This window comes from Aggregatibacter actinomycetemcomitans, assembly GCF_023518055.1.
Lineage (GTDB): Bacteria > Pseudomonadota > Gammaproteobacteria > Enterobacterales > Pasteurellaceae > Aggregatibacter > Aggregatibacter actinomycetemcomitans.
Window position 1 is genome coordinate 2,075,019 of record NZ_CP085096.1, and the last position, 23,032, is coordinate 2,098,050.

The following is a 23,032-nucleotide window of genomic DNA, read 5'->3' on the forward strand; positions in this document are numbered from 1 at the left end:
CACCTTGAAGTACGTTACAATAGCGCACATTTTACCTGAATAAGAATAAGGATCTACTATGTTTTGGTTCAAAAACGCCATGATTTACCGCCTGACCAAATCCCTCGATTGGTCGGAACAAACCCTTTCAGTCGCCCTCGCAAACCATCAATATCACCCTTGCCATCAATCGGAACAAAGCAAATTCGGTTGGTCACAACCGCTGAAAGGCAGTGAATTATTGTATTTCACCGTCGGCAAGCAGATTTTACTGCTCGCGCAAAAAGAAGAAAAAATCCTGCCTTCCCATGTGGTGAAACGGGAACTAGACGCCCGCATAGAAAAATTGGAGCAGGCGGAAAACCGCAAGCTGAAAAAAGTGGAAAAACAAACCTTAAAAGACGACGTGGTCGCCACCCTATTGCCACGGGCTTTCAGTAAATATCAACAAACGACAATTTGGATTGATGCGGAAAACCACTTGATTTATGTAAACGCCGCCTCCGCCAAACGCGCGGAAGAGGTGCTGGCGTTATTGCGGAAATCTTTAGGTTCGTTGCCTGTAGTGCCGCTGGCATTTACCAACGAACCGGCATTAATCATGCAAACCTGGATCGCGCAGGAAAACACACCGGAATGGCTGGTGCCGCTGGAAGAAGCGGAATTGCGCGATGTGCAAACCGACAGTGTGATTCGTTGCAAACAACAAGCCTTGGACAGCGAAGAAATTTTATCGTTGGTGCATTCTAAATTCGTCACAAAATTAGCCTTGGAATGGGAGGAGCGTTTATCCTTCGTGTTGAACGAAGATTGCAGTTTAAAACGCTTAAAATTCGCCGATCAAATTCGGGAGCAAAATGACGATATTTTAAAAGAAGATTTTGCCCAGCGTTTTGATGCGGATTTTGTGTTAATGACGGGTATTCTAAGCAAACTGACGGAAAATCTGTTGCACGATTTCGGTGGAGAGAAAGAACGGCTATAAACCGTTTGATGATTAAAAACACCTTAAGAACAGACCGCACTTTTCGGGGAAAAAGTGCGGTCATTTTTTTCGTGTTTTTAAAGATGAAAATTACTGTGCGGCACATTGCTCCGCAAGAATTTCACCTACGCTGCTTTTCAGAATGGAGAATTCCTTGCGTTCCAACCAAAGCCAATGAATGTTGGAATAATTACGTCCGCTTTCGGCGATCGTCGGGGTCAGACGGTGTGTCACGTTGTTAAACGTCACGCTGATAGAATTCAATTTTTTCTTGTTTTTAGTGGTGTGGCGAACAACCCTAACCGTTTTATTATCTTTGCAAAGATAGTCTTGCGCCGAACCCTTTTGAGTGGCTTTTTGCAGAACCTGCGTGCGTGGTTTGGCTGGGGCCTTTTGCTCTACCGGTTTTACCATACAAGCGGTTAATCCCATTAGCGTCAATAAGATGAAGCTCGCTCTTAACATAATCATGTCTCTTTTAAATGGAATAAGCGTAGCTAATAACTACGCTTATTGAATTTCAGGATTACTTCTTAAATTGATAACTGCCGTCGGATTGGCGGGTAAAGCGTGCGCCGTTGGGCAAACGCAATTCGCTCACGCGACCTTGTGCATTCAGGGAAACCTGTACCTTATCACCCGGCTTGAAGCTGCTTAACACCTTGCCTACGCCTTTGGCTTTGGTCATGGCATTCACATCACCGACAGGTAGATGGTTGTCACGGAACACCTGCATTAAGGTCACGCCTTGCGGAATGGTTAAGGTTTTGCTACCGGCTGCTGCTTTGGTGATAGTCGTTGTTTTGCCTTCTAAAATATCCCGTACTTCTTTTTCGGTTTTTGCCGATTTAGTCGGTTGATTTTTAGCAGTCGCTTTTTCAGCCTGTTTCACTTTATCGGTTTTCACCGGCTCTTTTTTCACGCTTTCCTGATGTTGACGCGGTTTGACGGCTTCTTGCGCTTTTGCAGGCTCACTCGGTTTAATGGTTTCGACCTCTTCCGGTTTGACTTCTGCCGGTTTATTTTCTACCGCCGCAGTTGTCGTTTGCTCAGCAACGGAGGTGGTTGCCCCTTGTTCCACCGCTTGCGGTTCTATGGCGCCGGCATTGACATTTTGCGTATTGGTTTCCGCAGCAGGTTGTTGCGCGACAGTGTTATCGGTTTGCGAGGTCAGATTATCCAACACGGTCGGTTCAACGGTTTGTGATTGGTCTAACTGCTGGAATTGAATCGGCACGCCGTTATTACTTTGCTGCTCGTAAGATTGCACCGTATCGGAGCTTGGTTTCATCCACAAGATAAAAATCAGCACCAACACCACGCCGAATAGCGCGACGAAAATGCGACGATGTTTTTGCGGGAGAATACTTAAAATCGCCCAATTTTCAGGATTTTTAAAACCGGCTTTCGGTTTTTCTTTCAATTCGGCAGGTTCCGGTTGTGTTGCTTCAACGGCTTCTTCCGCTACGGTAACGAGAGGTTCGTCCGGGGCTTCTGACGGGGTTTCCGTCGCCGTGTCGGCGGCAATCTGCGGTTCGTTGCTTTCTGTGTTTTCTATTGAAAATCTCTCGGTCGGGTTTTCGCTTGTCATGCTTTTCTCTCCAGTCGCACCGGCACCACCGAATACGGGTTCTCTGCGAACGGCAAATTGATTTTCCATATTCTTTTGTTCTTTCTTCGCAAGGAGATCTTTGCCTTTTCCAAGCAACTTCTCAAACAAAGACGGTTCCGGTTTAATCACTTTTTTCGGGGTGATCGGTTCCATTTGACTAAAGCCCAAATCCAATTCATTTTGTGCCGGATTATTTTCATTTTCCGGGGTTCTTTTTTCAGAATCCACAATATACCTCTGGTGAAATTATGCCGATATGCCGTAAAAGTGCGGTCGTTTTTTTCTGCGTTTTTCATGAGAGGAATCAACACAGAAACCGAATCGCTCACAGCATAAAATTAATAAGTAAAAAAATCGCGCCTATTCTAAAACATCTTTTGCTTTTTTGATACCGGAATATCATGTTGCAAACAAGGTTTTATTCGGTTCGCCACCAATTTCGCGGGCGAGTTTCGGCACTAAATAACCGGAGGTAATGCGTTGTAATTGTTTGTAAATTCTTAACGCCTGCGCATCATCAAGATAAAAATGCGCCGCGCCTTCCACCTTATCCAGCAAATGCAGATAATAAGGCAGAATCCCCACTGAAAATAAACGGTCGCTCAATGCTTTCAGAATATGGGCATCGTCATTCACGTTTTTCAGTAAAACCGATTGGTTTAATAATACGACACCGCAATTCTTTAATTTATCCATGGCATGGGAAAAATCTTCATCAATTTCATTGGTATGATTAACGTGTGTGACCAGAATTTTCTGTAAACGGGTTTGCGTCAGAATATGGCAAAATTTGTCGGTAATGCGTTGCGGAATCACCACCGGCAAACGTGAATGAATGCGCAGACGTGTTAAGTGCGGTAGATTTTCCAGGTGTTTTATCAGCCAAGCGATTTCATGATCCTTCGCCATAAGCGGATCGCCGCCGGATAAAATCACCTCTTCGATTTCCGGATGGGTGGCAATATAGTCCAGCGCCTTCTGCCAATTTTGTTTATTGCCTTTGTTTTGGTCATAGGGAAAATGACGGCGAAAACAATAACGGCAATTGACCGCACAGCCGCCTTTGACCATAAATAACAAGCGATTATGGTATTTGTGCAGAATATTCGGCACCACATTCTTATCTTCTTGTTCTTCCAGCGGATCTTTGCTGAACCCTTCTGCCTGCAGAAATTCGTCAGCAAAAGACATCACTTGTAAAAATAAGGGATCGCGCGCATTGCCTTTTTCCATTTTCGCCACAAAAGGCAAAGGCACGCGCATGGCAAACAATTTGCGGGCTTCAATGTCTTGTTTAAACGGTTCGAGGGGCAGTTCCAGGTGTTGTAATAAGATTTTCGGGTCCGAAATCCCGTTTGCCAGATGTTCCAACCAACTTTGTTCTTCTCTAATCGGGATGTTTTGATGTAGAATGACCACTTTAAAAAACAATCTTTTTCTTGAGGATAATATGGCTACATATACTACCAGTGATTTCAAACCAGGTCTAAAATTTATGCAAGACGGCGAACCTTGCGTGATCGTTGAAAATGAATTCGTCAAACCCGGCAAAGGTCAGGCGTTCACCCGCACCCGTATTCGTAAATTAATTTCCGGCAAAGTATTGGATGTGAACTTCAAATCCGGTACCTCTGTTGAAGCCGCTGATGTTATGGATTTAAACTTAACCTATTCTTACAAAGACGATGCGTTCTGGTATTTCATGCACCCGGAAACGTTCGAACAATATTCCGCCGACGCCAAAGCCGTAGGCGATGCCGAAAAATGGTTATTAGACCAAGCCGATTGTATCGTGACCTTATGGAACGGCGCACCGATTACCGTGACCCCACCGAACTTCGTTGAGTTGGAAATCGTCGATACCGATCCTGGCTTAAAAGGTGATACCGCAGGTACCGGCGGCAAACCGGCAACCTTAAGCACCGGCGCCGTGGTGAAAGTGCCGTTATTCGTACAAATCGGTGAAGTGATCCGCGTAGATACCCGCTCCGGCGAATATGTTTCCCGCGTGAAGTAATCAAATTTAAAGAATCTTATGAAATAGACCCGTTTTCGGGTCTATTTTTTTATCTGCAATTTTCCCTCCGTTCTGTTAGATGGAAATTAATATTCTTTACAATAACACCTTTCAAAACTCAATAATTTATCTAAAAATCACGCTATTTTATATAAAAAATTATTTATTTTATAAAAATAAACTAAATTTTAATAATTTTTTATTATATGTGACATTCCTCACAGTAATGCTAAAAATTTTTTATTAGTATAGCCACAACTCGATGATAGATGTTTGAGAAGCGAGTTACCAGCATGGACTTTAAACTCATCATAAACAGGAGACAAATTATGACATACTATCCAGCAGAGCCGTTCCGAATCAAAAGTGTTGAACCGGTTTCCATTTTACCGAAAGAAGAACGCGAAAAAGCCATGAAAGAAGCGGGATATAATACCTTCTTACTTGATTCTAAAGATGTATATATCGATCTCTTAACCGATAGCGGTACCAATGCCATGAGTGATCGTCAATGGGCGGGTATCATGCTGGGAGATGAAGCTTACGCCGGTAGTAGAAACTTCTATCATCTGCAAGAAACCGTACAAGAACTCTTCGGTTTCAAACATATCGTTCCAACCCACCAAGGACGTGGTGCGGAAAACATCCTTTCCCGCATTGCCATCAAACCGGGACAATATGTGCCGGGTAATATGTATTTCACCACAACCCGTTATCACCAAGAAGCCAACGGCGGTATTTTCTACGATATTATCCGTGATGAAGCCCATGATGCGACATTAGACATACCGTTCAAAGGCGATATTGACCTGAAAAAACTGGAAAACCTGATCAATGAAAAAGGGGCGGAAAATATCGCTTATGTGTGCTTGGCGGTTACTGTAAACCTCGCCGGCGGTCAACCGGTTTCCATCGCCAATATGAAAGCCGTGCGTGAACTTACCGCCAAACACGGCATTAAAGTGTTCTTCGATGCCACCCGTTGCGTTGAAAATGCTTACTTCATTAAAGAACAGGAAGAAGGCTACCAAGATCGCTCCATTAAATCCATCATTCACGAAATGTTCAGCTATGCCGACGGCTGTACCATGAGCGGTAAAAAAGACTGCTTAACCAATATCGGCGGCTTCTTATGTATGAACGATGAAGAATTGTTCATGAAAGCCAAAGAGTTAGTGGTGGTATTTGAAGGTATGCCGTCTTACGGCGGTATGGCTGGTCGTGATATGGAAGCCATGGCAATCGGTTTGAAAGAAGCCACCCAAGAAGAATACATTGAACACCGTGTAAAACAAGTGCGTTATCTCGGCGAAAAATTAAAAGCCGCCGGCGTACCGATTGTTGAACCGATTGGTGGTCATGCCGTATTCTTGGATGCCCGTCGTTTCTGCCCGCACTTGAAACAAGAAGAAGATTTCCCTGCTCAAGCCTTGGCGGCGGCAATCTACATCGAATGCGGTGTACGTACCATGGAGCGGGGTATCGTCTCCGCCGGTCGTGATGTAAAAACCGGTGAAAACCACCATCCGAAACTTGAAACCGTGCGTATCACCATTCCTCGCCGTGTTTATACCTATGCCCACATGGATTTAGTGGCTGACGGTATTATCCACCTGTTTAAACATAAACAAGACATTAAAGGTCTTCGTTTCGTGTATGAACCGAAACAACTCCGTTTCTTCACTGCACGTTTTGAACAAAAATAGTCATATCAGCCCTTACTTCGGAAACGGAGTAAGGGCTTCTTATATCCCGTCAGAATTTTAATGAGGAAAATGCGAAAACATTCTAGTGACATTGTAGTTTGATGTATTGTCAAATAAGGAAGTGACTAGCCTTTCTACGGAAACAGGAAAGGAGAAAACTCATGAACAAAACATTAGGCAGTACGCTGATTACATCGGGAACGATGATCGGCGCGGGGATGCTTGCCATGCCGCTCACTTCGGCAGGTATCGGTTTCACATTTACGGTGGGGCTACTTTGTATTTTATGGGTATTGCTCACCTACAGCGCGCTTCTTTTTGTAGAAGTCTATCAAACGGCAGAATATGATGCCGGCATAGGAACTCTCGCGGCACAATACTTCGGCAAACCGGGACGGGTTGTAGCAACCACCGTTCTCATGATTTTCCTGTATGCACTGCTCTCCGCTTATGTTACCGGCGGCGGCTCAATTCTTGCGTCAACCTTGCCGGACTTTTCCCCGCCGGACCTTAAAATGAAAGGCTCCATTCTGCTCTTTACCGTCTTTTTCGGCACTTTTATCGTTATCGGAACAAAAATTGTTGATGGCTTAAACCGAATCTTATTTTTCACCATGCTCATTGCCCTGTTCGTGGTACTTAGCTTAATGATTCCGGAAATTCATGTTGATAATTTAATGGCTATGCCCATAGATAATGCTTTATTGATTTCTGCCAGTCCGGTATTTTTTACTGCCTTCGGTTTTCACGGCTCCATTCCTTGCCTAAATAAATACCTCGAAGGTGATGTAAAAGCCCTGAGAATTTCCATTACTATCGGTTCGGCGATTACGCTTATCGGCTATATTCTTTGGCAATTTTCCACCCACGGCGTGTTAAGCCAAACCCGCTTCTTAGAGATTCTAAGTAAGGATCCGACATTAAACGGCTTGGTGAACGCAGTGAAAATCATTACAGGCAGCGATATGATTGCAGGCGTCGTCAAACTGTTCTCCGCCTTGGCATTGATTACCTCATTCCTCGGTGTTGCGTTAGGATTGTTTGAATGTATTGAAGATCTGCTCAAACGCGCCTTCAATATTGATGCCAACAGACCTTGCCTCGGCATATTAACTTTTTTCCCACCGTTGCTGTTTGCCTTCTTCTATCCGGAAGGCTTCATTTTAGCGCTAGGCTACGCCGGGCAAATGTTCGCGTTCTACGCGGTGGTTTTGCCGGCGGCATTGGTGTGGAAAGCCCGCCAACAACACCCGAATTTAGCATATCGCGTGCCCGGCGGCGCCGGCGTGCTACTGCTCGTTTCCATTCTGGGGATCATTATCGTCAGCATTCCATTCCTGATCAAACTCGGCTACCTGCCGATGGTGGTGGGGTAATCACGTAAAACCTGCACATAAAAAACAATTGACATTCTAACCGCACTTTAGAATGTCAATTGTTTTTATGCTTTTCCTCTGATTAATTTTAAATACCGATAAACACTTGGCACCGATATTTTTAAATATTTTGCCACCATGGGAATCGCACCTTTTATATTAAAAACGCCCTTATCGAACAAAATCCGAATAGAGTTTTCTTTCTGCCTTAAAGTCAGGTTTTTCTCCGAATTTAATAAATTAATGTCGATATATTCCGAAAGAATATCTTCAATAGAATGTTCCAACCTTTCTTTATTAGGAATACCGGCATCATCACTGCGGTCTAGTGCCGGATCGAACCCCAGCACATTGATAAAATTACCCAAATTTTCCAGGGAAATTAATTTCGTCATGGCATCCATAAGTTCGGAAGTATCGTGATTAATGCACAAAATCCCTTCCAATCGCTTACCGTTTTTAATGAAAAATGTTGAACCTCGAATTGTCTTATCGGAATCGGCAACTGCTTTGTAATTAAAGATAAAATCCTTATCTAAATAAACCTTTTCCAGCAACATATTCGATGCAAAAGAACTCAGTGGCGAAGAGAGATTTCTGCCGCTCACATGGCTGTTGACGATGGCTTCCATTGAGGCTTTATTTTTTTCAAAGGAATGAAACACCACCTCATATTTCGGTCCTAATACATTGCCTAAAAAATGGGTTAAACCAATAAAATATTTCTTTTGTAACCTGTTCATTTATGACTCCAATAATCAGTTATTATGATTTTATTCTATGCTTATTGTAAGTAACATAAATATTAAACCTGATATTTTCTTTTATCTCCAATATCGAAATGTAACGGCATACGCCACTTTTGAATGCTTAATAATAAAATTAAAATGCCTGTTACAAGCGATAATAAGGTGCTAAGCCAGGTCAGATCAAATAATAAGGCAAACCATAATATTGCAAAAAATATTGGTTGCAGGTTTAACGCAAAAACACGAAAACAAAAATATTCTTTATAACTTAACCCGCCCAGCACTAAAAACGCCGCGCCCAAAGCAAGCTGAGGAAAACCCAGAATTTGGCATAACAACCCCAACCACATGGCGAACTGAAAAAGATAACGGAAATTTTTCATATATAAATGCACGCAGGCGGCACAAGAAGCGGCGGCAATTAATAAGCCGATTTGCGCCGTTGCGGGATACCATGGCAACATCAATAACATGGGCACCGCAAGGGTGAAACCCGAACGATAGATGATAACGGTAACATAGTCCCAAACATCCATATGGGATTTAATATGTGGATCAGCCATTTTTACTCCTTAGATTATCATTAATAAACTGCATGGAATCGGGCGTAACTTCCAAAATAGAGGAAGTTTCACCCCAATCACCGAGCACGATACGGTGAAAGTGCGGTGGAATTTCATGGTGTTTTTGACGGTGCGTATGTCCGTGAATAATTTGTGTCACCTGAAATTTAGCGAACGTTTGCAACACAAAATCCGCATTCACATCCATAATCTCTGTCGGTTTAAATTGTTTATCCCGCCGGCTCTTCGCCCGAATTTTCTCTGCGATTTTTAACCGCACTTTTAACGGCAAGTGCAGGAACAGCCACTGACGCCATTTTTGATGGACTTTCTTACGATACTGCTGATATTTCACGTCATCAATACACAGGGTGTCGCCGTGGCATAACAGTGTCGGTACGCCGTATAAATCAATCAATTTATAAGTGGGTAGGAGGGTTAGACCACAAGCATCGGCAAAGGTTTCGCCTATTAAAAAATCACGATTGCCATGTTGAAAGTAACACTGCACGCCTTGATGGGTTAAGTTTTTAATTAACTGTTGTACATCGAAAATTAAGCCGGATTGTTCATCATCGCCAATCCAAAAATCAAATAAATCGCCCAGAATATACAGTTTTTCCGCTTGTGGCGCCTGTTCCTGCATAAATTGGCGAAAAAGCGCTAATAAGTGCGGTCGACTTTCTGCCAGATGTAAGTCTGCAATAAAATAGGTTTTTTGCATAGGAATTTAATTCAAGAAATTTTTCCGTTAGATTAGCACATTTAGTACTTATTAATACACTTAATTGGTTAATTTCGCTATACTGAGGCAAAATTTTAAGAGGTTTTACCATGTTAAAAATCGCCAGAATTTTCATTATTCTTCTTTGCTGCATTCTCATTTGCGTCCTCGGCACGCTCTATTCTTTCATTCGTTTTCGTAACCCAAGTAACGTGGGCATTTTCGCCCGTTGGTTCGGTCGGCTATATCCGCTTTTCGGGCTGAACGTCGAACATCGCTACCCGCCGAATACCGACAAAATCGGGCGCTGCATTTATATCGGCAACCACCAAAATAACTACGACATGGTGACCATTTCTTATATGGTGATGCCGCGCACCGTCAGCGTCGGTAAGAAAAGCCTGATTTGGTTGCCGTTTTTCGGCATTTTATATTGGGCGACGGGCAATATTTTTCTGGATCGCGACAATCGCTCCAAAGCCCACAACACCATGACGGAACTGGCACGCCGCATAAATCAGGACAATCTGTCTATTTGGATGTTCCCGGAAGGCACTCGCAGTCGCGGACGCGGATTATTGCCGTTTAAAACCGGCGCCTTTCATGCTGCCATTGCTGCCGACGTGCCTGTCGTGCCGGTGGTCTGCTCCACTACACACAATAAAATCGATTTAAACCGCTGGAACAACGGCAAGGTGATTTGTGAAATGCTGGAACCCATTGACGTTTCCGGCTATACCCGTGAAAACGTGCGCGAACTGGCGGAATATTGCCACGATATAATGCAAAAACGCATCAATGAATTAGATCAGGAAATTGCCCAATCCGCACAAACAACATCACCCGCAGGCTAAAACGCAAATGAAACCGTGTTCCCGTCGTCAGCTCTTAAAAACAACATTATTTTCCACCGCACTTTTTGCGGTGCCTAAGCCTTTGTTGGCGGCGACCAATCCGCCGTTGTACGTTCCGCCGCTGCTTGAAACCCGTCGCGGCAAACCGATTTTCCTGAATATGCAAAACACCCAAACGTCCTTGTTGCCGGGGAAACGTACCGAAGTTTGGGGTTTCAACGGCGCTTATCTCGGGCCGACAATTAAAATCAAAAAAGGCGATTTTGCCAAATTGAACTGGAAAAACAATCTGCCGCAATTTGTCGCCATGAATATTCAGGGTTTACAGGCTTCCGGCGAATTAATGGGCGGTATCGCCAAAAATCTGCAAAAAGGCGAAACCTGGGCGCCAATCGTGCCGATTACCCAAGCACCCGCCACTTGCTGGTATCACGCCTGCACCCTTGCCAGTGCGGCGTATCAAACTTATCGCGGGCTTGTGGGGCTGTGGCTGATTGAAGATAAAAACAGTGCCAAACCGGGCTTGCCGCAAAAATACGGCGTGGATGACATTCCGTTAATTTTACAGGATATGCAACTCAACGGCGAAGGCGCGCAATTGTTTCAGCAAAATCAAACCTCGCTCATCGGCGATCGTTTATTTGTCAACGGGCGAGAAGCCCCTTATTTAACCGCACCGCGTGGTTTGGTGCGCTTACGTTTACTGAACGCTTCCCTTTCCCGTGCCTACGACATTCGCTTTGACGACGAACGCGAATTTACCCTTATCGCTCAAGATCTCGGCTTCCTACCGCAAGGCAAAAAAGTCAATGTTATCCATCTTGCGCCAAGCGAACGCGCAGAAATCCTGGTGGATTTAAACAACAGCGAAGCAGTCAGTTTAATTGCCGGTCATAAACGCGGCTTTTTCGATAAAATCGGCAATTTTTTCAGTTCGGACGGCGAACTGATTGACAACACCATTTTAGAACTACGCCCGGACGGTTTAGCCGGTGCCTTTGAACAAAAAGAAAAAAGCTGGCAATTTGACACCGATGCGCCTGCCACGCTCTCCGCACAAGTGCAACAAGAACGTCGTTTCCACATTGACACCACCAACGCCAGCATCAATCAGAACCGATTCGACCCGCGCCGTTTGGACATATACGCCAAATTAGACAGTGTTGAACGCTGGACGCTCACCGCCTCTTCCGCCGTAGGCTTTTCCGTGCGCGGGGCAAAATTTATCGTCGAATCTATTAATGATAAACCGTTAGAAGCGGCTGAAATCAGTTGGAAAGACAGCGTTTGGATCGATGGCAAAGTGACTATTTTGGTGAAATTTGAAAACACCTCGTCCAACAATTATCCCTTCACCTTCGGCGCGTCCGATCTTATGCTGGCGGATAAAGGCTGCATGGGGTTAATGATCGTGCAATAAAAACACAAAAAAACGCACCGCACTTTATGCTTCACTATAAAGTGCGGTGAATTTTACGGCGTTTTTCAGATTAGTTCGCACGCCGAACCAAGCGCGGATAGACGCTGGAAATCAATGTGGTGCTGACCACCGCCAAAATCCCCAGCCAAGAAAGCGGGCTGATATTTTCGCCCAGTAACAACACCGCCAAGATGATGGCAAACACCGGCTCCAATGAAACCAAAATGCCGGCAAGATTGGAATCCACGCTATTGATGCCTTTGTTCCAGAGATAATACGCCAGCCAGCTACAACCAATGCCGATATACAACAATCCTGCGATGCCTTGCCAATTCCAGTGAATTTGCCAGCTTTGCGTTAGCCATAACGTAAAAGGAAGACAAGTGATGGTACCGAGGACGATACTGCTGGTGGTATAAACCTGTGCGGTGAGCTGCACGATGATTTTTTGCGTCCAACGCAAGCAAGAGGCAAAAACCACGCCGGCAAACAACACCAGGCTACAGCCGAAAATACTGATATTGCCGGTTTCTTCGCCGCCGGAAATCAATAATGCCACACCTAAAAAAGCAATTAAGCCGAAAATCCAATGATGGGTTTTGGCTTTATCGCCAAAGAAAAAATGCCCGATCAGCACCACCAGAAACGGTTCCAGTCCTAACATGGTGGAAGCGCTGGACGCGGAAGTATGACTTAAGCCGATAAACTGCAATAAAAAAATCGCGGGATAATTTAAAAAACCCAGCCACCACACCTGCGGGCGAATCTCCTTCGGCACGCGTTTCCAAACCCGTACAAACATCGGCAGCACAATCGCTGTCGCAATAAACAAGCGCATTTGCACCATCAACACGGGATCGAGCATGGTGTAAGTGTATTTACCGGCGACAAAAGAACTGCTCCACAAACACAATGCGATGAGAATGTACTGCATGAGATTCCTTAAAAAGAAGGGAGGTGAGCGACTATTGTAGTGCGCTTTGATAACAGCGTAAACGAGGAAATGGGTTTATTTGTGCTAAAAGTGCGGTCGTTTTACAAAACATTTTTCAGATCAGGCAATGTTCGATCCGGATTAATATTTAACGATGTGACCATAGCCTTCCAAGATGGTTTTAATGTGTTCTAAGGATTCTTTTGTCGGTGGTTTTACGTCTTCCAATTCGTATTTCTCGCCCATTGCCGCCCATTTGTGCGCACCTAAACGGTGATATGGCAGTAGCTCTACTTTTTCTATATTGGTCATGCCTTCGATAAATTGCCCGAGCAAATGCACGTCGTGGTCGGAATCCGTATAACCCGGCACCACCACATAACGAATCCATACGGGCTGATTCCGCTTTTGCAGGTATTTGGCAAATTCAAGAGTGCGTTTATTCGGCACGCCGATGAGGTTTTGGTGCACTTTGTCGTTGAGTTCTTTCAAATCCAACAGCACCAAATCGGTGACATCAATCAGTTCATCAATAACATGATCATAGTGACGTACGAATCCGTTGGTATCCAGGCAGGTATGAATGCCTTCCGCTTTGCAGGCGCGGAACCAATCGCGAACGAATTCCGCCTGTAAAATGGCCTCGCCGCCCGATGCCGTCACTCCACCACCGCTGGCGTTCATAAAGTGGCGATAAGTGACCACTTCTTTCATCAACTCTTCCACGGTGATTTCTTTGCCGCCGTGCAAATCCCAAGTATCACGGTTATGGCAATACTTACAGCGCATTAAACAGCCTTGTAAAAACAGAATAAAACGAATTCCCGGCCCGTCAACGGTGCCGCAGGATTCATAAGAGTGGATTCTTGCAACGACTGACATGTATTCCCCAATAGATCGTCATAAATAGCGAAAAAGTACGACGGTAATCATTTTACTTTCCCCAACATGTTTAAATGACAGAAAAAATCAGACCGCTTACCACGGGGTAAGCGGCTGAGATATTAAGGTATTTTTACTACCCAATCACATTGTTTGGGTAAATGTACGGGTGATAACGTCTTGTTGTTGCTCTTTAGTCAACGAGTTGAAACGTACGGCATAACCGGAAACGCGGATGGTTAATTGCGGATATTTTTCCGGATTTTCCATTGCGTCTAACAACATTTCACGGTTCATCACGTTAACGTTCAAGTGTTGACCGCCTTCAACAGTGGCTTCGTGGTGGAAGTAACCGTCCATTAAGCCGGCTAAGTTACGTTTTTGCGCTTCGTAATCTTTACCTAACGCATTCGGTACGATGGAAAAGGTATAAGAAATACCGTCTTTCGCGTAAGCGAATGGCAATTTAGCCACGGAAGTTAAAGATGCCACCGCACCTTTTTGGTCACGTCCATGCATTGGGTTAGCACCCGGTCCGAATGGTGCGCCTGCGCGACGACCGTCCGGGGTATTACCGGTTTTCTTACCATATACCACGTTAGACGTGATAGTAAGCACGGATTGCGTTGGTGTTGCATTACGGTAAGTATGGTGAGTTTGAATTTTCTTCATGAAACGTTCAACCAAGTCGCACGCAATGTCATCCACACGCGGATCGTTGTTACCGAATTGCGGATATTCGCCTTCAATTTCGAAGTCGGTTGCCACATTAGATGCCACAACATTGCCGTCTTTGTCTTTAATATCGCCACGAATCGGTTTAACTTTCGCGTATTTAATGGCAGATAAAGAGTCAGCAGCAACGGAAAGTCCTGCGATACCGCATGCCATGGTACGGAATACGTCACGATCATGGAACGCCATTAACGCCGCTTCATAAGCATATTTATCGTGCATGAAGTGGATGATGTTCAAAGCGGTCACATATTGTGTTGCCAACCAATCCATGAAGCTGTCCATGCGGGTCATCACAGTGTCGAAATCAAGCACTTCGTCTTTAATCGCTTCGGTTTTCGGACCAACCTGCATACCGTTTTTCTCATCGATACCGCCGTTGATTGCGTATAACAAGGTTTTCGCCAAGTTCGCACGGGCACCGAAGAACTGCATTTGTTTACCCACCACCATCGGGGATACACAGCAGGCAATAGCATAGTCATCGCTGTTGAAGTCCGGACGCATTAAGTCATCGTTTTCATATTGTACGGAAGAAGTATCAATAGACACTTTGGCACAGAAACGTTTGAACGCATCAGGTAATTGTTCAGACCAAAGAATGGTTAAGTTCGGTTCCGGAGAAGGCCCCATGGTGTATAGGGTGTGTAAGATACGGAAGCTGTTTTTGGTCACGAGAGTACGACCATCTAAGCCCATACCGGCTAAAGTTTCAGTTGCCCACATTGGGTCGCCGGAGAACAATTGATCATATTCAGGCGTACGCAAGAAACGAACCATACGAAGCTTCATCACCAAGTGGTCGATTAATTCTTGTGCTTCTTGTTCGGTGATTTTACCGTTTTTCAAATCACGTTCGATATAAATATCTAAGAAAGTCGATACGCGACCAAATGACATTGCCGCACCGTTTTGGGATTTCACGGCGGCAAGATAAGCAAAGTAAGTCCATTGAACGGCTTCCTGTGCGTTTGTTGCCGGGTTAGAAATGTCGTAACCGTAAGAGGCTGCCATTTCTTTTAATTTACCCAATGCGCGATGTTGTTCGGCAATTTCTTCACGTAATTGAATGGTGGCTTGAATGTCTTCACCACGTTCTAATTTAGGTTGTAAGGAAGCGAATTGTTTTTTCTTATCCGCCATCAAGAAATCGACACCATAAACCGCTAAACGACGATAGTCACCGATAATACGACCACGACCGTAAGCATCCGGCAAACCGGTTAACACGCCGGATTTACGGCAACGAAGAATGTCCGGTGTATAAACGTCGAAAACACCTTGGTTGTGGGTTTTACGATATTCGGTAAAGATATGTTCTACTTCAGGATCTAATTGACGACCATAAACTTCGCAAGATCCTTTCACCATTTTGATACCACCGAACGGCATAATTGCACGTTTTAACGGTGCATCGGTTTGTAAACCGACGATTTTTTCCAATTCTTTATTGATATAACCCGGTTTGTGAGAAGTGATTGTAGATGGATTATCCGTATCAAAATCTAACGGCTCATGCGTTTTATTTTCGATTTTAATCCCTTCCATCACTTTTTCCCACAACTCCGTGGTCGCAGGTGTTGCATCGGCTAAGAAAGATTCGTCGCCTTCATACGGAGTATAGTTTTTTTGGATAAAGTCACGCACGTTGACTTCTTTTTGCCAATCTCCACCGACAAAACCTTCCCAGGCTTTTTGTTGAGCTTCTGTTAATTGAGTCATAACATTCCTCTTTTAGATTATTGATAACAAATTATCTACGACCGGGAAAGAAAGAAAAACATACCCTCTTCTTTTCTTTCCATCCCACCATAAACCGATTAGTGCGGTCTATTAATTGACCATAAAGTCAATGCAATACAACAACCACCACCAACAATATTACCCAGCGTGACCGGAATTAAATTCTTCACCACAAAATGATAAAGATCCAAGTCCGCAAACTGCTGAGGATCCATATTAATTGCCTGCCAAAATTCAGGTGAGCTAAAGTGTGCGGTAATGATCCCCATCGGAATCATAAACATATTCGCCACACTGTGCTCAAACCCTGAGGCCACAAACAAAGCAATCGGTAAAATCATAATGAAGGCTTTATCTGTTAACGTTTTTCCCGCGTATGTCATCCAAATGGCAATACACACCATGATATTACATAAAATACCTAAGCAGAACGCTTCAATCCATGTATGGTGAATCTTATGTTGCGCCGTACTTAAAATGGTGAGCCCCCACTGCCCGTGAGCAACCATTGTCTGACCGGAAAACCAAATGACTAAAACAATAAAAATTGCGCCGACGAAATTACCACAATAAACTACAACCCAATTTCGCAGCATTTGAAACGTACTGATACGACCACCGGCACGGGCAACTGTCGTCATTGTAGAAGAAGTAAATAACTCGGAGCCGCATACCACTACCATAATGACCCCTAACGAGAACACGATCCCGCCGACTAATTTCGTCAACCCCCAGGAACCGCCCACACTTCCCGTTTGCGTAGTGGTATAAAAAACAAACGCCAATGCAATAAACGCACCGGCAGGAATAGCTGAAAAAAACGATAAAATCTGTCTTTTTGAAGCTTTGTATACACCGACGTCCTCGCCGATTTGGCTCATTTCTGCCGGAGACACCATACAAGTCGTTTTGGAAGTTTCGGTATCCATTTCAACATCCCCCTTTTATAATTTTTTAACTCGTAAATACGCTAACTTACAACCGTACTACACTGCTTAAGCAGCAAAAGCTTAAAAAAAATTTTATTTTTTATAATTTTTGTTAATTATATTTTCTTTCCGGGGCAAAGTAAAAATATTTCTCGGTTTTCACGAGGGAACTTGTTCTTTGTCAATAATTAGATAGGCGTAACCCGTTCAAGTGAGTTCAAATAGGCGAAAAATCAAGGAGAAATTGCTATTTAGCCTGTTTTCTGCTAAAAAGTGCGGTCATAAAACGCAACGTTTTTTAAGGAGAAAACCATGACAGCCGAAACCATTTTCAGCAAAATTATCCGCAAAGAAATCCCCGCCAATATTGTATATCAAGATGAGCTTGTCACCGCCTTTCGCGATATTGCGCCACAAGCAAAAACCCACATTTTAATCATTCCGAATAAATTGATCCCGACCGTTAATGATGTGACCGAACAAGATGAAGTAACTCTTGGTCGCCTGTTCACCGTTGCCGCCAAACTTGCTGCCCAAGAAGGCATCGCACAAGACGGCTATCGTTTAATCGTCAATTGCAACAAACACGGCGGACAGGAAGTGTTCCACTTACATATGCACCTCGTAGGCGGCGAACCGTTGGGCAAAATGTTGGATAAATAAATGAAAAAACCAATTTCACTGTTTTTTTTGACCGCACTTTTAGCGGCCTGTAGCGCCAAAGCGCCGAATTTATTGAACACCCAAAACCCGATTCTAAACATTGAAGCCCCTGCGGCGGCAAGAGTGGAAGCCGGTGTAAACAGCGATAACGCCTGGGTGAAAAACAAAACCGGACGCATCGTAGATTTGGCTTACAGCCTGTATTGGTACGACAAAAACGGCGTTACCATCCTTGCGGAAGAACAGCCTACATGGCACGCATTGACGTTACAACCGATGCAAAAACAAACGCTGACTTTCGCCCGCCCGAGCGCCGACAGCGTCAATTATCGCTTATATCTTCGCCTGAAATAAGATGTCCACATTACTCATTGACTTAGCCGGTTACGAACTTCAACAGGAAGAAATCGAACTGCTGGAACACCCGCTGGTGGCGGGTTTAATTCTCTTCACCCGCAACTTTCACGATCGCGCGCAACTTCAAGCGCTTATCCGATCCGTACGACAAAAAGTGAAAAAACCGTTGCTGATTACCGTGGATCAGGAAGGCGGTCGGGTACAGCGTTTTCGTGAAGGCTTCACTCAAATTCCCGCCATGCAGGCGTTTTCCGCGCTGATTAAAGATCCGGCGCAACAACAGAAAATGGCGCAGGAAGCCGGCTGGCAAATGGCGGCAGAAATGACCGCACTTGATATTGATCTGAGCTTCGCGCCGGTGCTGGATCTCGGTCACCAATGCAAAGCCATCGGCGATCGCAGTTTCGGTGACGACGTCAAAAGTGCGGTGGATTTGGCAGCCAATTTTATTCGCGGCATGCACCAGGCAGGCATGGCGGCAACGGGCAAACACTTTCCCGGGCATGGGCACGTTATCGCCGATTCCCATTTGGAAACGCCTTATGACGAACGAAGCAAAGACGAGATTTTCCGGCAAGACATTCAACCGTTTCAACAACTCATTGAACAACACCTTCTGCAAGCCATCATGCCCGCTCATGTGATTTACTCGCAATGCGATAACCAACCGGCGAGCGGTTCCGCCTATTGGCTGCAAGATGTTTTACGCCATCAGCTGCATTTTAACGGTGCCATTTTCTCCGACGATCTCGGCATGAAAGGCGCCGGATTTATGGGCGATTTTGTAGCTCGCAGTGAACAGGCACTGAATGCGGGCTGCGATTTATTATTGCTTTGCAACGAACGGGACGGCGTGATTCAAGTGTTGGACCAGTTAAAACTCACGGAAAAACAACCGCACTTTTTGCTACGCCAACAGCGCTTACGACGCCTCTTCAAACGTAAAAGTTTCACTTGGTCAGAGCTGGAATCCGCGCCACGTTGGTTGGAAAATCGCGAAAAACTGACCGCACTTCAACAGCAATGGCTGGCAACCAAAGGTTAATATGATCCCTTGCGAACATTATCGACGGGGCGATTGTCGTTCCTGCCAATGGTTGGAAACGCCTTATGCCGCACAACTGGAACAGAAAACTGCGCACTTGCAACAGCAGTTGCAAGGTTTGAATACCTCCCGTTTAACGTGGTTTAAGCCGTTTCAATCACAGCCGACCGCTTTTCGCAACAAAGCCAAAATGGTGATCAGCGGCGCGGTGGAACGCCCGATTCTCGGTATTCTGCCGAATCCGCAAGCGCCACAAAGTGCGGTAGATTTGTGCGATTGCCCGCTTTACCCGCAACGCTTTCAGGCGATTTTCCCCATTCTCAAAGACTTCATCGCCCGCGCGGGACTCGTGCCCTACAACGTAGCAAAACAAAAAGGGGAACTGAAACATATTCTGCTGACGGAAAGCCAACACAGTCATCAACTGATGTTGCGTTTTGTGTTGCGCTCGGAAAGCAAACTGCCGCTGATCCGGCGGGAATTGCCGGCGTTGCGTCAAAAGCTGCCGCAACTTGCCGCTATTTTAGAAGGGGAAAAAGAGATTTTCCTCACGGAACAACACACTTTACCGGAATCGTTTAACGGCATTCCGCTGTTCATCCGCCCGCAAGGTTTCTTCCAAACCAATCCGCTGGTTGCAGAAGGATTGTATGGCACGGCGCAACAATGGGTTCAAGATCTGCCGATTAACACCCTTTGGGATTTATTTTGCGGTGTGGGCGGCTTCGGATTACATTGTTTACAAGCGCTACAACAGCGACATACGCAGAAAACCCTTCGTCTCACCGGCATTGAAATCTCCGCCTCCGCCATTGCCGCCGCCACATTATCGGCACAACAGCTTGGGCTTGCCGAACAGTTGAGTTTTCAATCTCTGGATGCGGCAAATTTTGCCTTAACCCAGGCGGAAAAACCTGATTTGATTATCGTCAACCCGCCCCGCCGTGGCGTTGGCAAGACACTCGCCGAATTCCTCAATGCAATGCAACCGCACTTTATCCTCTATTCCAGCTGCAACGCCGAAACCATGGGCAAGGACTTGCAATCCCTCACTCATTACCAGTCGGAAAAAATCCAACTGTTCGATATGTTCCCGCATACTGCCCATTATGAGGTGTTGGTGTTGTTAAAATTGCATAAATAAGGGCTTAATTCATATTAAAGAAGGTGGAAAATCAGAAAAAGTGCGGTCAAAAAAACAAATGAATTTCCGACCGCACTTTAGCGTGAGAAGGGAGGAGAATTAATCCAAACGTTTGGACATATTCAACCAATCGGCTTTGAATTCACGGCGCATATTGTTGATCGCATCGATGATGTCATGGTGAACCAATTGTTCGTTTTGGATACCCACGCAGTAGCCGCCTTTGCCTTGTAACAGCAAATCAACGGCATAAACCCCCATGCGCGAACCTAAAATACGGTCGAAAGCACAAGGTGTGCCGCCACGTTGAATATGACCCAAAATAGTGGCGCGGGTTTCGTGTTTCACGCGGGCTTCAATTTCGCGCGCTAACTCGTTTACGTCGCAAATAAGCTCGGTAATAGCGATAATCGCGTGGCGTTTGCCTTTGATAATGCTTCTTTCGATTTGGCGAATTAACTCTTCACGATTAAATTCGATTTCTGACGCCACGATGTATTCGCAACCGCCGGCAATCCCTGCGGAGATAGTGAGATCGCTACAATGGCGCCCCATGATTTCGACGATAGAGATGCGTTGATGGGAACTTGAGGTGTCGCGTAAGCGATCGATGGCCTCAACGGCAGTTTCAAGGGCGGTTTGGTAGCCGATGGTATAGTCGGTGCCGGCAACGTCGTTATCGATAGTGCCCGGGATACCGACGCAAGGGAAACCATGTTCTTCCGTTAATAATTTTGCGCCCATGTAGGAACCGTCACCGCCGATAACTACCAAAGCATTAATGCCGTGAGAGCGTAAAATCTCCGCACATTTTGCCCGCACGTCAGGATTTTTAAATTCAGGGAAACGGGCAGACCCTAAGAATGTACCGCCGCGATTGATAATATCGGACACACTATAACGGGTTAATTGTTTGATTTTATTGTTATATAAACCATGATACCCGTCGTAAATACCATACACTTCCAACCCTTCGGCTAATGCTGAACGGACCACACCGCGAATTGCGGCGTTCATACCCGGGGCATCGCCACCACTTGTTAATACTGCAATTTTTTTAATCATAAGTCATACCCTACATAAGTTTTAATTTTTAAGAAAATCGTCTTTGATCAAAATGCGCAAATTATATCACTTTTTTATCTACTTGCATTTCCCGTTGCACCACAATTGTGGGTTCAGGGTGAATCACAATGTCGCTGCGCGGAAATAATCTCTGTAATTGACGTTCCAAGTGTTCGGTGATGTCATGGGCGTCAATAAATGACAGCTCATCCGCCAACTCCAAATGAAACTGAATAAAACGAATGGCGCCGGAACGTCGGGTGCGTAACGCGTGAAAGCCAAGAATGCGCCGATCCTCCGCGATTTCGGTGGTAAGCAATGCGTTGATTTGCTCAATTTCCTGTGACGGCAGCATTTGATCCAACAATAACTGCACCGAATCAAACAGCATTTTGGCGGCATTCAACAAAATATACAGGGCGGTTAAAATAGCAAAAACCGCGTCCGCCAATAACACCCCGTAAGCGCTTAAGCCAAGGGAAATCAAAATCGCCACATTCATCAGCAGGTCGGTTTGATAATGCAACCGATCCGCTTTAATCGCCGGGCTGTCCGTTTGTTTAATCACGCGGGTTTGGTATAACACCAAAAGTGCCGTTGCCAAAATAGAAAACAGCGTCACCACAATGCCGAGCGACGTGTTAGTCAGCGCCTCTGCGGTGAATTAAAACGATGAATGCCCTGCAATAACAGGAAAATCGCGGAACCGGAAATAAACGCGCTTTGCACCAGCGACGCCAACGATTCCGCCTTGCCGTGACCGAAAGAATGATTATGATCCGCCGGCATTAACGCAAAGCGCAAAATCAACATGCTCATAAAGGACGCCAGCAAGTCCAGCATGGAATCCGTTATGGAGGCAAGCATACTGACCGAGCCCGTTTGCCACCAGGCAATGCCTTTTGCTAAGATTAAAATCAGCGCAGTAATAATGGCAAAATGCGCGGCTTTTTTCACCTGCGCGGAATAAGCGACAGCGGGCATTATCTTCTACATCCCAACGCCCAATCCGCCTGCGTTAGCTTTTTCATTTCTTTATCTACGAAGAATTTCTTCAAGTGGCTGATGATTTTTTTATTGCTCATATTGCGTAATTTATGGGTGCGCGGAATTTTCATGGAATATTGATATTGCACGAACCCGCAAGGCGCTACATTCTTGCCTTTCGCCACATTCACCTGCCAGTCTTTACTTTGTGCCGACGGCTCATAAATCACATAAGAATACAGCGCGTCATCTTTTACATCCAGCTTGAAATACTTCACTCCGGTGTTGGTGTAAATCTTTTTGCGCCACTCTGCACGCTCTTCCAGCGTGCGATGTTGCTCACCACGATCGAGCAGAATTTCCACCGCACTTTGCCATTTCGACGCTTGTTCGCCCGGCAGCACATAAAAATAACGGGTAACGGAATCCAAATCCTGCCGGCTTGCCAAATCATAGGTTTTCTGATTATGTTGCAGGCTTTGCGGCACCTGTAGCTGCGGTTTTGAGGCACAGGCTGCCAGAAAAAGTGCGGTCAAAAATCCAAGTGTTTTTTTTATCTTCAT

The 23,032-nt window shown here is 45.2% G+C and carries 22 protein-coding genes and 1 pseudogene; 10 read left to right on the forward strand and 13 right to left on the reverse strand.

Annotation, left to right across the window (positions count from 1 at the left end; genetic code table 11):
* Positions 1-58: 58 nt before the first annotated feature.
* Positions 59-964, forward strand: coding sequence for a recombination-associated protein RdgC (gene rdgC, locus LIN98_RS10190; RefSeq protein WP_005566872.1), 906 nt, complete (start codon positions 59-61; stop codon positions 962-964).
* A gap of 90 nt (positions 965-1,054) precedes the next feature.
* Here the strand turns inward: rdgC and LIN98_RS10195 are convergent, their stop codons facing one another.
* From LIN98_RS10195 to epmB, 3 genes are all read right to left on the reverse strand, one after another.
* Positions 1,055-1,429 (reverse strand): MliC family protein, encoded by a 375-nt coding sequence (locus LIN98_RS10195; protein WP_019518420.1) that lies wholly within the window; start codon positions 1,427-1,429, stop codon positions 1,055-1,057.
* 61 nt (positions 1,430-1,490) lie between these two features.
* The gene (gene oapA / locus LIN98_RS10200) at positions 1,491-2,804 is read right to left on the reverse strand and encodes an opacity-associated protein OapA (RefSeq protein WP_249856118.1); all 1,314 of its coding nucleotides are present in this window, start codon (positions 2,802-2,804) and stop codon (positions 1,491-1,493) included.
* Between the two features lie 171 nt (positions 2,805-2,975).
* On the reverse strand, positions 2,976-3,995 hold the full coding sequence (gene epmB / locus LIN98_RS10205; protein WP_041915506.1) for an EF-P beta-lysylation protein EpmB: 1,020 nt from the start codon (positions 3,993-3,995) through the stop codon (positions 2,976-2,978).
* A gap of 31 nt (positions 3,996-4,026) precedes the next feature.
* Between epmB and efp the strand changes: the two genes are divergently transcribed.
* From efp to LIN98_RS10220, 3 genes are all read left to right on the forward strand, one after another.
* On the forward strand, positions 4,027-4,593 hold the full coding sequence (gene efp / locus LIN98_RS10210) for an elongation factor P (protein ID WP_005544066.1): 567 nt from the start codon (positions 4,027-4,029) through the stop codon (positions 4,591-4,593).
* A 329-nt stretch (positions 4,594-4,922) separates the two neighbouring features.
* Positions 4,923-6,299, forward strand: a complete 1,377-nt coding sequence (locus LIN98_RS10215) for a tyrosine phenol-lyase (RefSeq protein WP_005566879.1) — start codon at positions 4,923-4,925, stop codon at positions 6,297-6,299.
* Between the two features lie 161 nt (positions 6,300-6,460).
* Positions 6,461-7,675, forward strand: a complete 1,215-nt coding sequence (locus tag LIN98_RS10220) for an aromatic amino acid transporter (protein ID WP_005566881.1) — start codon at positions 6,461-6,463, stop codon at positions 7,673-7,675.
* A 65-nt stretch (positions 7,676-7,740) separates the two neighbouring features.
* Here the strand turns inward: LIN98_RS10220 and LIN98_RS10225 are convergent, their stop codons facing one another.
* The 3 genes from LIN98_RS10225 to lpxH all read right to left on the reverse strand — a co-directional run bounded on the left by LIN98_RS10225 (position 7,741) and on the right by lpxH (position 9,711).
* Positions 7,741-8,418, reverse strand: coding sequence for a helix-turn-helix transcriptional regulator (locus LIN98_RS10225; protein ID WP_025298545.1), 678 nt, complete (start codon positions 8,416-8,418; stop codon positions 7,741-7,743).
* Positions 8,419-8,480: 62 nt separating this feature from the next.
* Positions 8,481-8,987, reverse strand: a complete 507-nt coding sequence (locus tag LIN98_RS10230; RefSeq protein ID WP_005547189.1) for a DUF2301 domain-containing membrane protein — start codon at positions 8,985-8,987, stop codon at positions 8,481-8,483.
* Entirely contained in the window at positions 8,980-9,711 is a 732-nt protein-coding gene (gene lpxH / locus LIN98_RS10235) for a UDP-2,3-diacylglucosamine diphosphatase (RefSeq protein WP_005547190.1), read from the reverse strand. The genes LIN98_RS10230 and lpxH overlap by 8 nt, the downstream gene beginning before the upstream one ends.
* A gap of 110 nt (positions 9,712-9,821) precedes the next feature.
* Between lpxH and LIN98_RS10240 the strand changes: the two genes are divergently transcribed.
* Together LIN98_RS10240 and LIN98_RS10245 are read left to right on the forward strand one after the other, a co-directional pair.
* A complete protein-coding gene (locus tag LIN98_RS10240; protein ID WP_249856119.1) occupies positions 9,822-10,565 on the forward strand; it encodes a 1-acylglycerol-3-phosphate O-acyltransferase in 744 nt (247 codons plus the stop codon).
* Between the two features lie 7 nt (positions 10,566-10,572).
* Positions 10,573-11,985, forward strand: coding sequence for a multicopper oxidase domain-containing protein (locus LIN98_RS10245; protein WP_005566458.1), 1,413 nt, complete (start codon positions 10,573-10,575; stop codon positions 11,983-11,985).
* 70 nt (positions 11,986-12,055) lie between these two features.
* On the opposite strand, the gene LIN98_RS10250 is transcribed toward LIN98_RS10245, so the two are convergent.
* From LIN98_RS10250 to focA, 4 genes are all read right to left on the reverse strand, one after another.
* Positions 12,056-12,919 (reverse strand): DMT family transporter, encoded by an 864-nt coding sequence (locus LIN98_RS10250; protein ID WP_005547195.1) that lies wholly within the window; start codon positions 12,917-12,919, stop codon positions 12,056-12,058.
* Positions 12,920-13,060: 141 nt separating this feature from the next.
* Complete coding sequence (gene pflA / locus LIN98_RS10255; RefSeq protein WP_005547197.1) at positions 13,061-13,801, reverse strand: pyruvate formate lyase 1-activating protein; 741 nt, start codon at positions 13,799-13,801, stop codon at positions 13,061-13,063.
* Between the two features lie 144 nt (positions 13,802-13,945).
* On the reverse strand, positions 13,946-16,258 hold the full coding sequence (gene pflB, locus LIN98_RS10260) for a formate C-acetyltransferase (protein WP_005566462.1): 2,313 nt from the start codon (positions 16,256-16,258) through the stop codon (positions 13,946-13,948).
* Positions 16,259-16,356: 98 nt separating this feature from the next.
* The gene (gene focA, locus LIN98_RS10265; RefSeq protein WP_249856120.1) at positions 16,357-17,208 is read right to left on the reverse strand and encodes a formate transporter FocA; all 852 of its coding nucleotides are present in this window, start codon (positions 17,206-17,208) and stop codon (positions 16,357-16,359) included.
* A gap of 312 nt (positions 17,209-17,520) precedes the next feature.
* On the opposite strand from focA, the gene hinT reads away from it, so the two are divergent.
* From hinT to rlmC, 4 genes are read left to right on the forward strand one after another with little or no spacing between them, the layout of a single operon-like run.
* Positions 17,521-17,871 carry a purine nucleoside phosphoramidase gene (hinT, locus tag LIN98_RS10270; RefSeq protein ID WP_005547206.1) on the forward strand — a complete coding sequence of 117 codons (351 nt, stop codon included), beginning with the start codon at positions 17,521-17,523 and terminating at the stop codon, positions 17,869-17,871.
* Positions 17,872-18,225 carry a YcfL family putative periplasmic lipoprotein gene (locus LIN98_RS10275; RefSeq protein ID WP_005547208.1) on the forward strand — a complete coding sequence of 118 codons (354 nt, stop codon included), beginning with the start codon at positions 17,872-17,874 and terminating at the stop codon, positions 18,223-18,225.
* A gap of 1 nt (position 18,226) precedes the next feature.
* The gene (gene nagZ / locus LIN98_RS10280) at positions 18,227-19,273 is read left to right on the forward strand and encodes a beta-N-acetylhexosaminidase (RefSeq protein WP_005547209.1); all 1,047 of its coding nucleotides are present in this window, start codon (positions 18,227-18,229) and stop codon (positions 19,271-19,273) included.
* Between the two features lies 1 nt (position 19,274).
* On the forward strand, positions 19,275-20,417 hold the full coding sequence (gene rlmC / locus LIN98_RS10285; protein ID WP_005572835.1) for a 23S rRNA (uracil(747)-C(5))-methyltransferase RlmC: 1,143 nt from the start codon (positions 19,275-19,277) through the stop codon (positions 20,415-20,417).
* 99 nt (positions 20,418-20,516) lie between these two features.
* On the opposite strand, the gene pfkA is transcribed toward rlmC, so the two are convergent.
* The 3 genes and pseudogenes from pfkA to LIN98_RS10300 form a co-directional block, all read right to left on the reverse strand.
* Positions 20,517-21,482, reverse strand: coding sequence for a 6-phosphofructokinase (gene pfkA, locus LIN98_RS10290; protein WP_005566468.1), 966 nt, complete (start codon positions 21,480-21,482; stop codon positions 20,517-20,519).
* A gap of 61 nt (positions 21,483-21,543) precedes the next feature.
* Positions 21,544-22,466: pseudogene (locus LIN98_RS10295) on the reverse strand (cation diffusion facilitator family transporter).
* Positions 22,466-23,032, reverse strand: a complete 567-nt coding sequence (locus tag LIN98_RS10300) for a hypothetical protein (protein ID WP_005547219.1) — start codon at positions 23,030-23,032, stop codon at positions 22,466-22,468. The pseudogene LIN98_RS10295 and the gene LIN98_RS10300 overlap by 1 nt, the downstream one beginning before the upstream one ends.

Bases quoted from the DNA above. Each gene is read 5' to 3' on its own strand.
- LIN98_RS10275 (WP_005547208.1), top strand. From the start codon at position 17,872: ATGAAAAAACCAATTTCACTGTTTTTTTTGACCGCACTTTTAGCGGCC.
- hinT (WP_005547206.1), top strand. From the start codon at position 17,521: ATGACAGCCGAAACCATTTTCAGCAAAATTATCCGCAAAGAAATCCCC.
- LIN98_RS10220 (WP_005566881.1), top strand. From the start codon at position 6,461: ATGAACAAAACATTAGGCAGTACGCTGATTACATCGGGAACGATGATC.
- LIN98_RS10225 (WP_025298545.1), bottom strand. From the start codon at position 8,418: ATGAACAGGTTACAAAAGAAATATTTTATTGGTTTAACCCATTTTTTA.
- LIN98_RS10250 (WP_005547195.1), bottom strand. From the start codon at position 12,919: ATGCAGTACATTCTCATCGCATTGTGTTTGTGGAGCAGTTCTTTTGTC.
- LIN98_RS10240 (WP_249856119.1), top strand. From the start codon at position 9,822: ATGTTAAAAATCGCCAGAATTTTCATTATTCTTCTTTGCTGCATTCTC.
- rlmC (WP_005572835.1), top strand. From the start codon at position 19,275: ATGATCCCTTGCGAACATTATCGACGGGGCGATTGTCGTTCCTGCCAA.
- LIN98_RS10215 (WP_005566879.1), top strand. From the start codon at position 4,923: ATGACATACTATCCAGCAGAGCCGTTCCGAATCAAAAGTGTTGAACCG.
- LIN98_RS10230 (WP_005547189.1), bottom strand. From the start codon at position 8,987: ATGGCTGATCCACATATTAAATCCCATATGGATGTTTGGGACTATGTT.
- LIN98_RS10195 (WP_019518420.1), bottom strand. From the start codon at position 1,429: ATGTTAAGAGCGAGCTTCATCTTATTGACGCTAATGGGATTAACCGCT.
- rdgC (WP_005566872.1), top strand. From the start codon at position 59: ATGTTTTGGTTCAAAAACGCCATGATTTACCGCCTGACCAAATCCCTC.
- LIN98_RS10245 (WP_005566458.1), top strand. From the start codon at position 10,573: ATGAAACCGTGTTCCCGTCGTCAGCTCTTAAAAACAACATTATTTTCC.
- lpxH (WP_005547190.1), bottom strand. From the start codon at position 9,711: ATGCAAAAAACCTATTTTATTGCAGACTTACATCTGGCAGAAAGTCGA.
- focA (WP_249856120.1), bottom strand. From the start codon at position 17,208: ATGGATACCGAAACTTCCAAAACGACTTGTATGGTGTCTCCGGCAGAA.
- efp (WP_005544066.1), top strand. From the start codon at position 4,027: ATGGCTACATATACTACCAGTGATTTCAAACCAGGTCTAAAATTTATG.
- pfkA (WP_005566468.1), bottom strand. From the start codon at position 21,482: ATGATTAAAAAAATTGCAGTATTAACAAGTGGTGGCGATGCCCCGGGT.
- nagZ (WP_005547209.1), top strand. From the start codon at position 18,227: ATGTCCACATTACTCATTGACTTAGCCGGTTACGAACTTCAACAGGAA.
- pflB (WP_005566462.1), bottom strand. From the start codon at position 16,258: ATGACTCAATTAACAGAAGCTCAACAAAAAGCCTGGGAAGGTTTTGTC.
- pflA (WP_005547197.1), bottom strand. From the start codon at position 13,801: ATGTCAGTCGTTGCAAGAATCCACTCTTATGAATCCTGCGGCACCGTT.
- LIN98_RS10300 (WP_005547219.1), bottom strand. From the start codon at position 23,032: ATGAAGATAAAAAAAACACTTGGATTTTTGACCGCACTTTTTCTGGCA.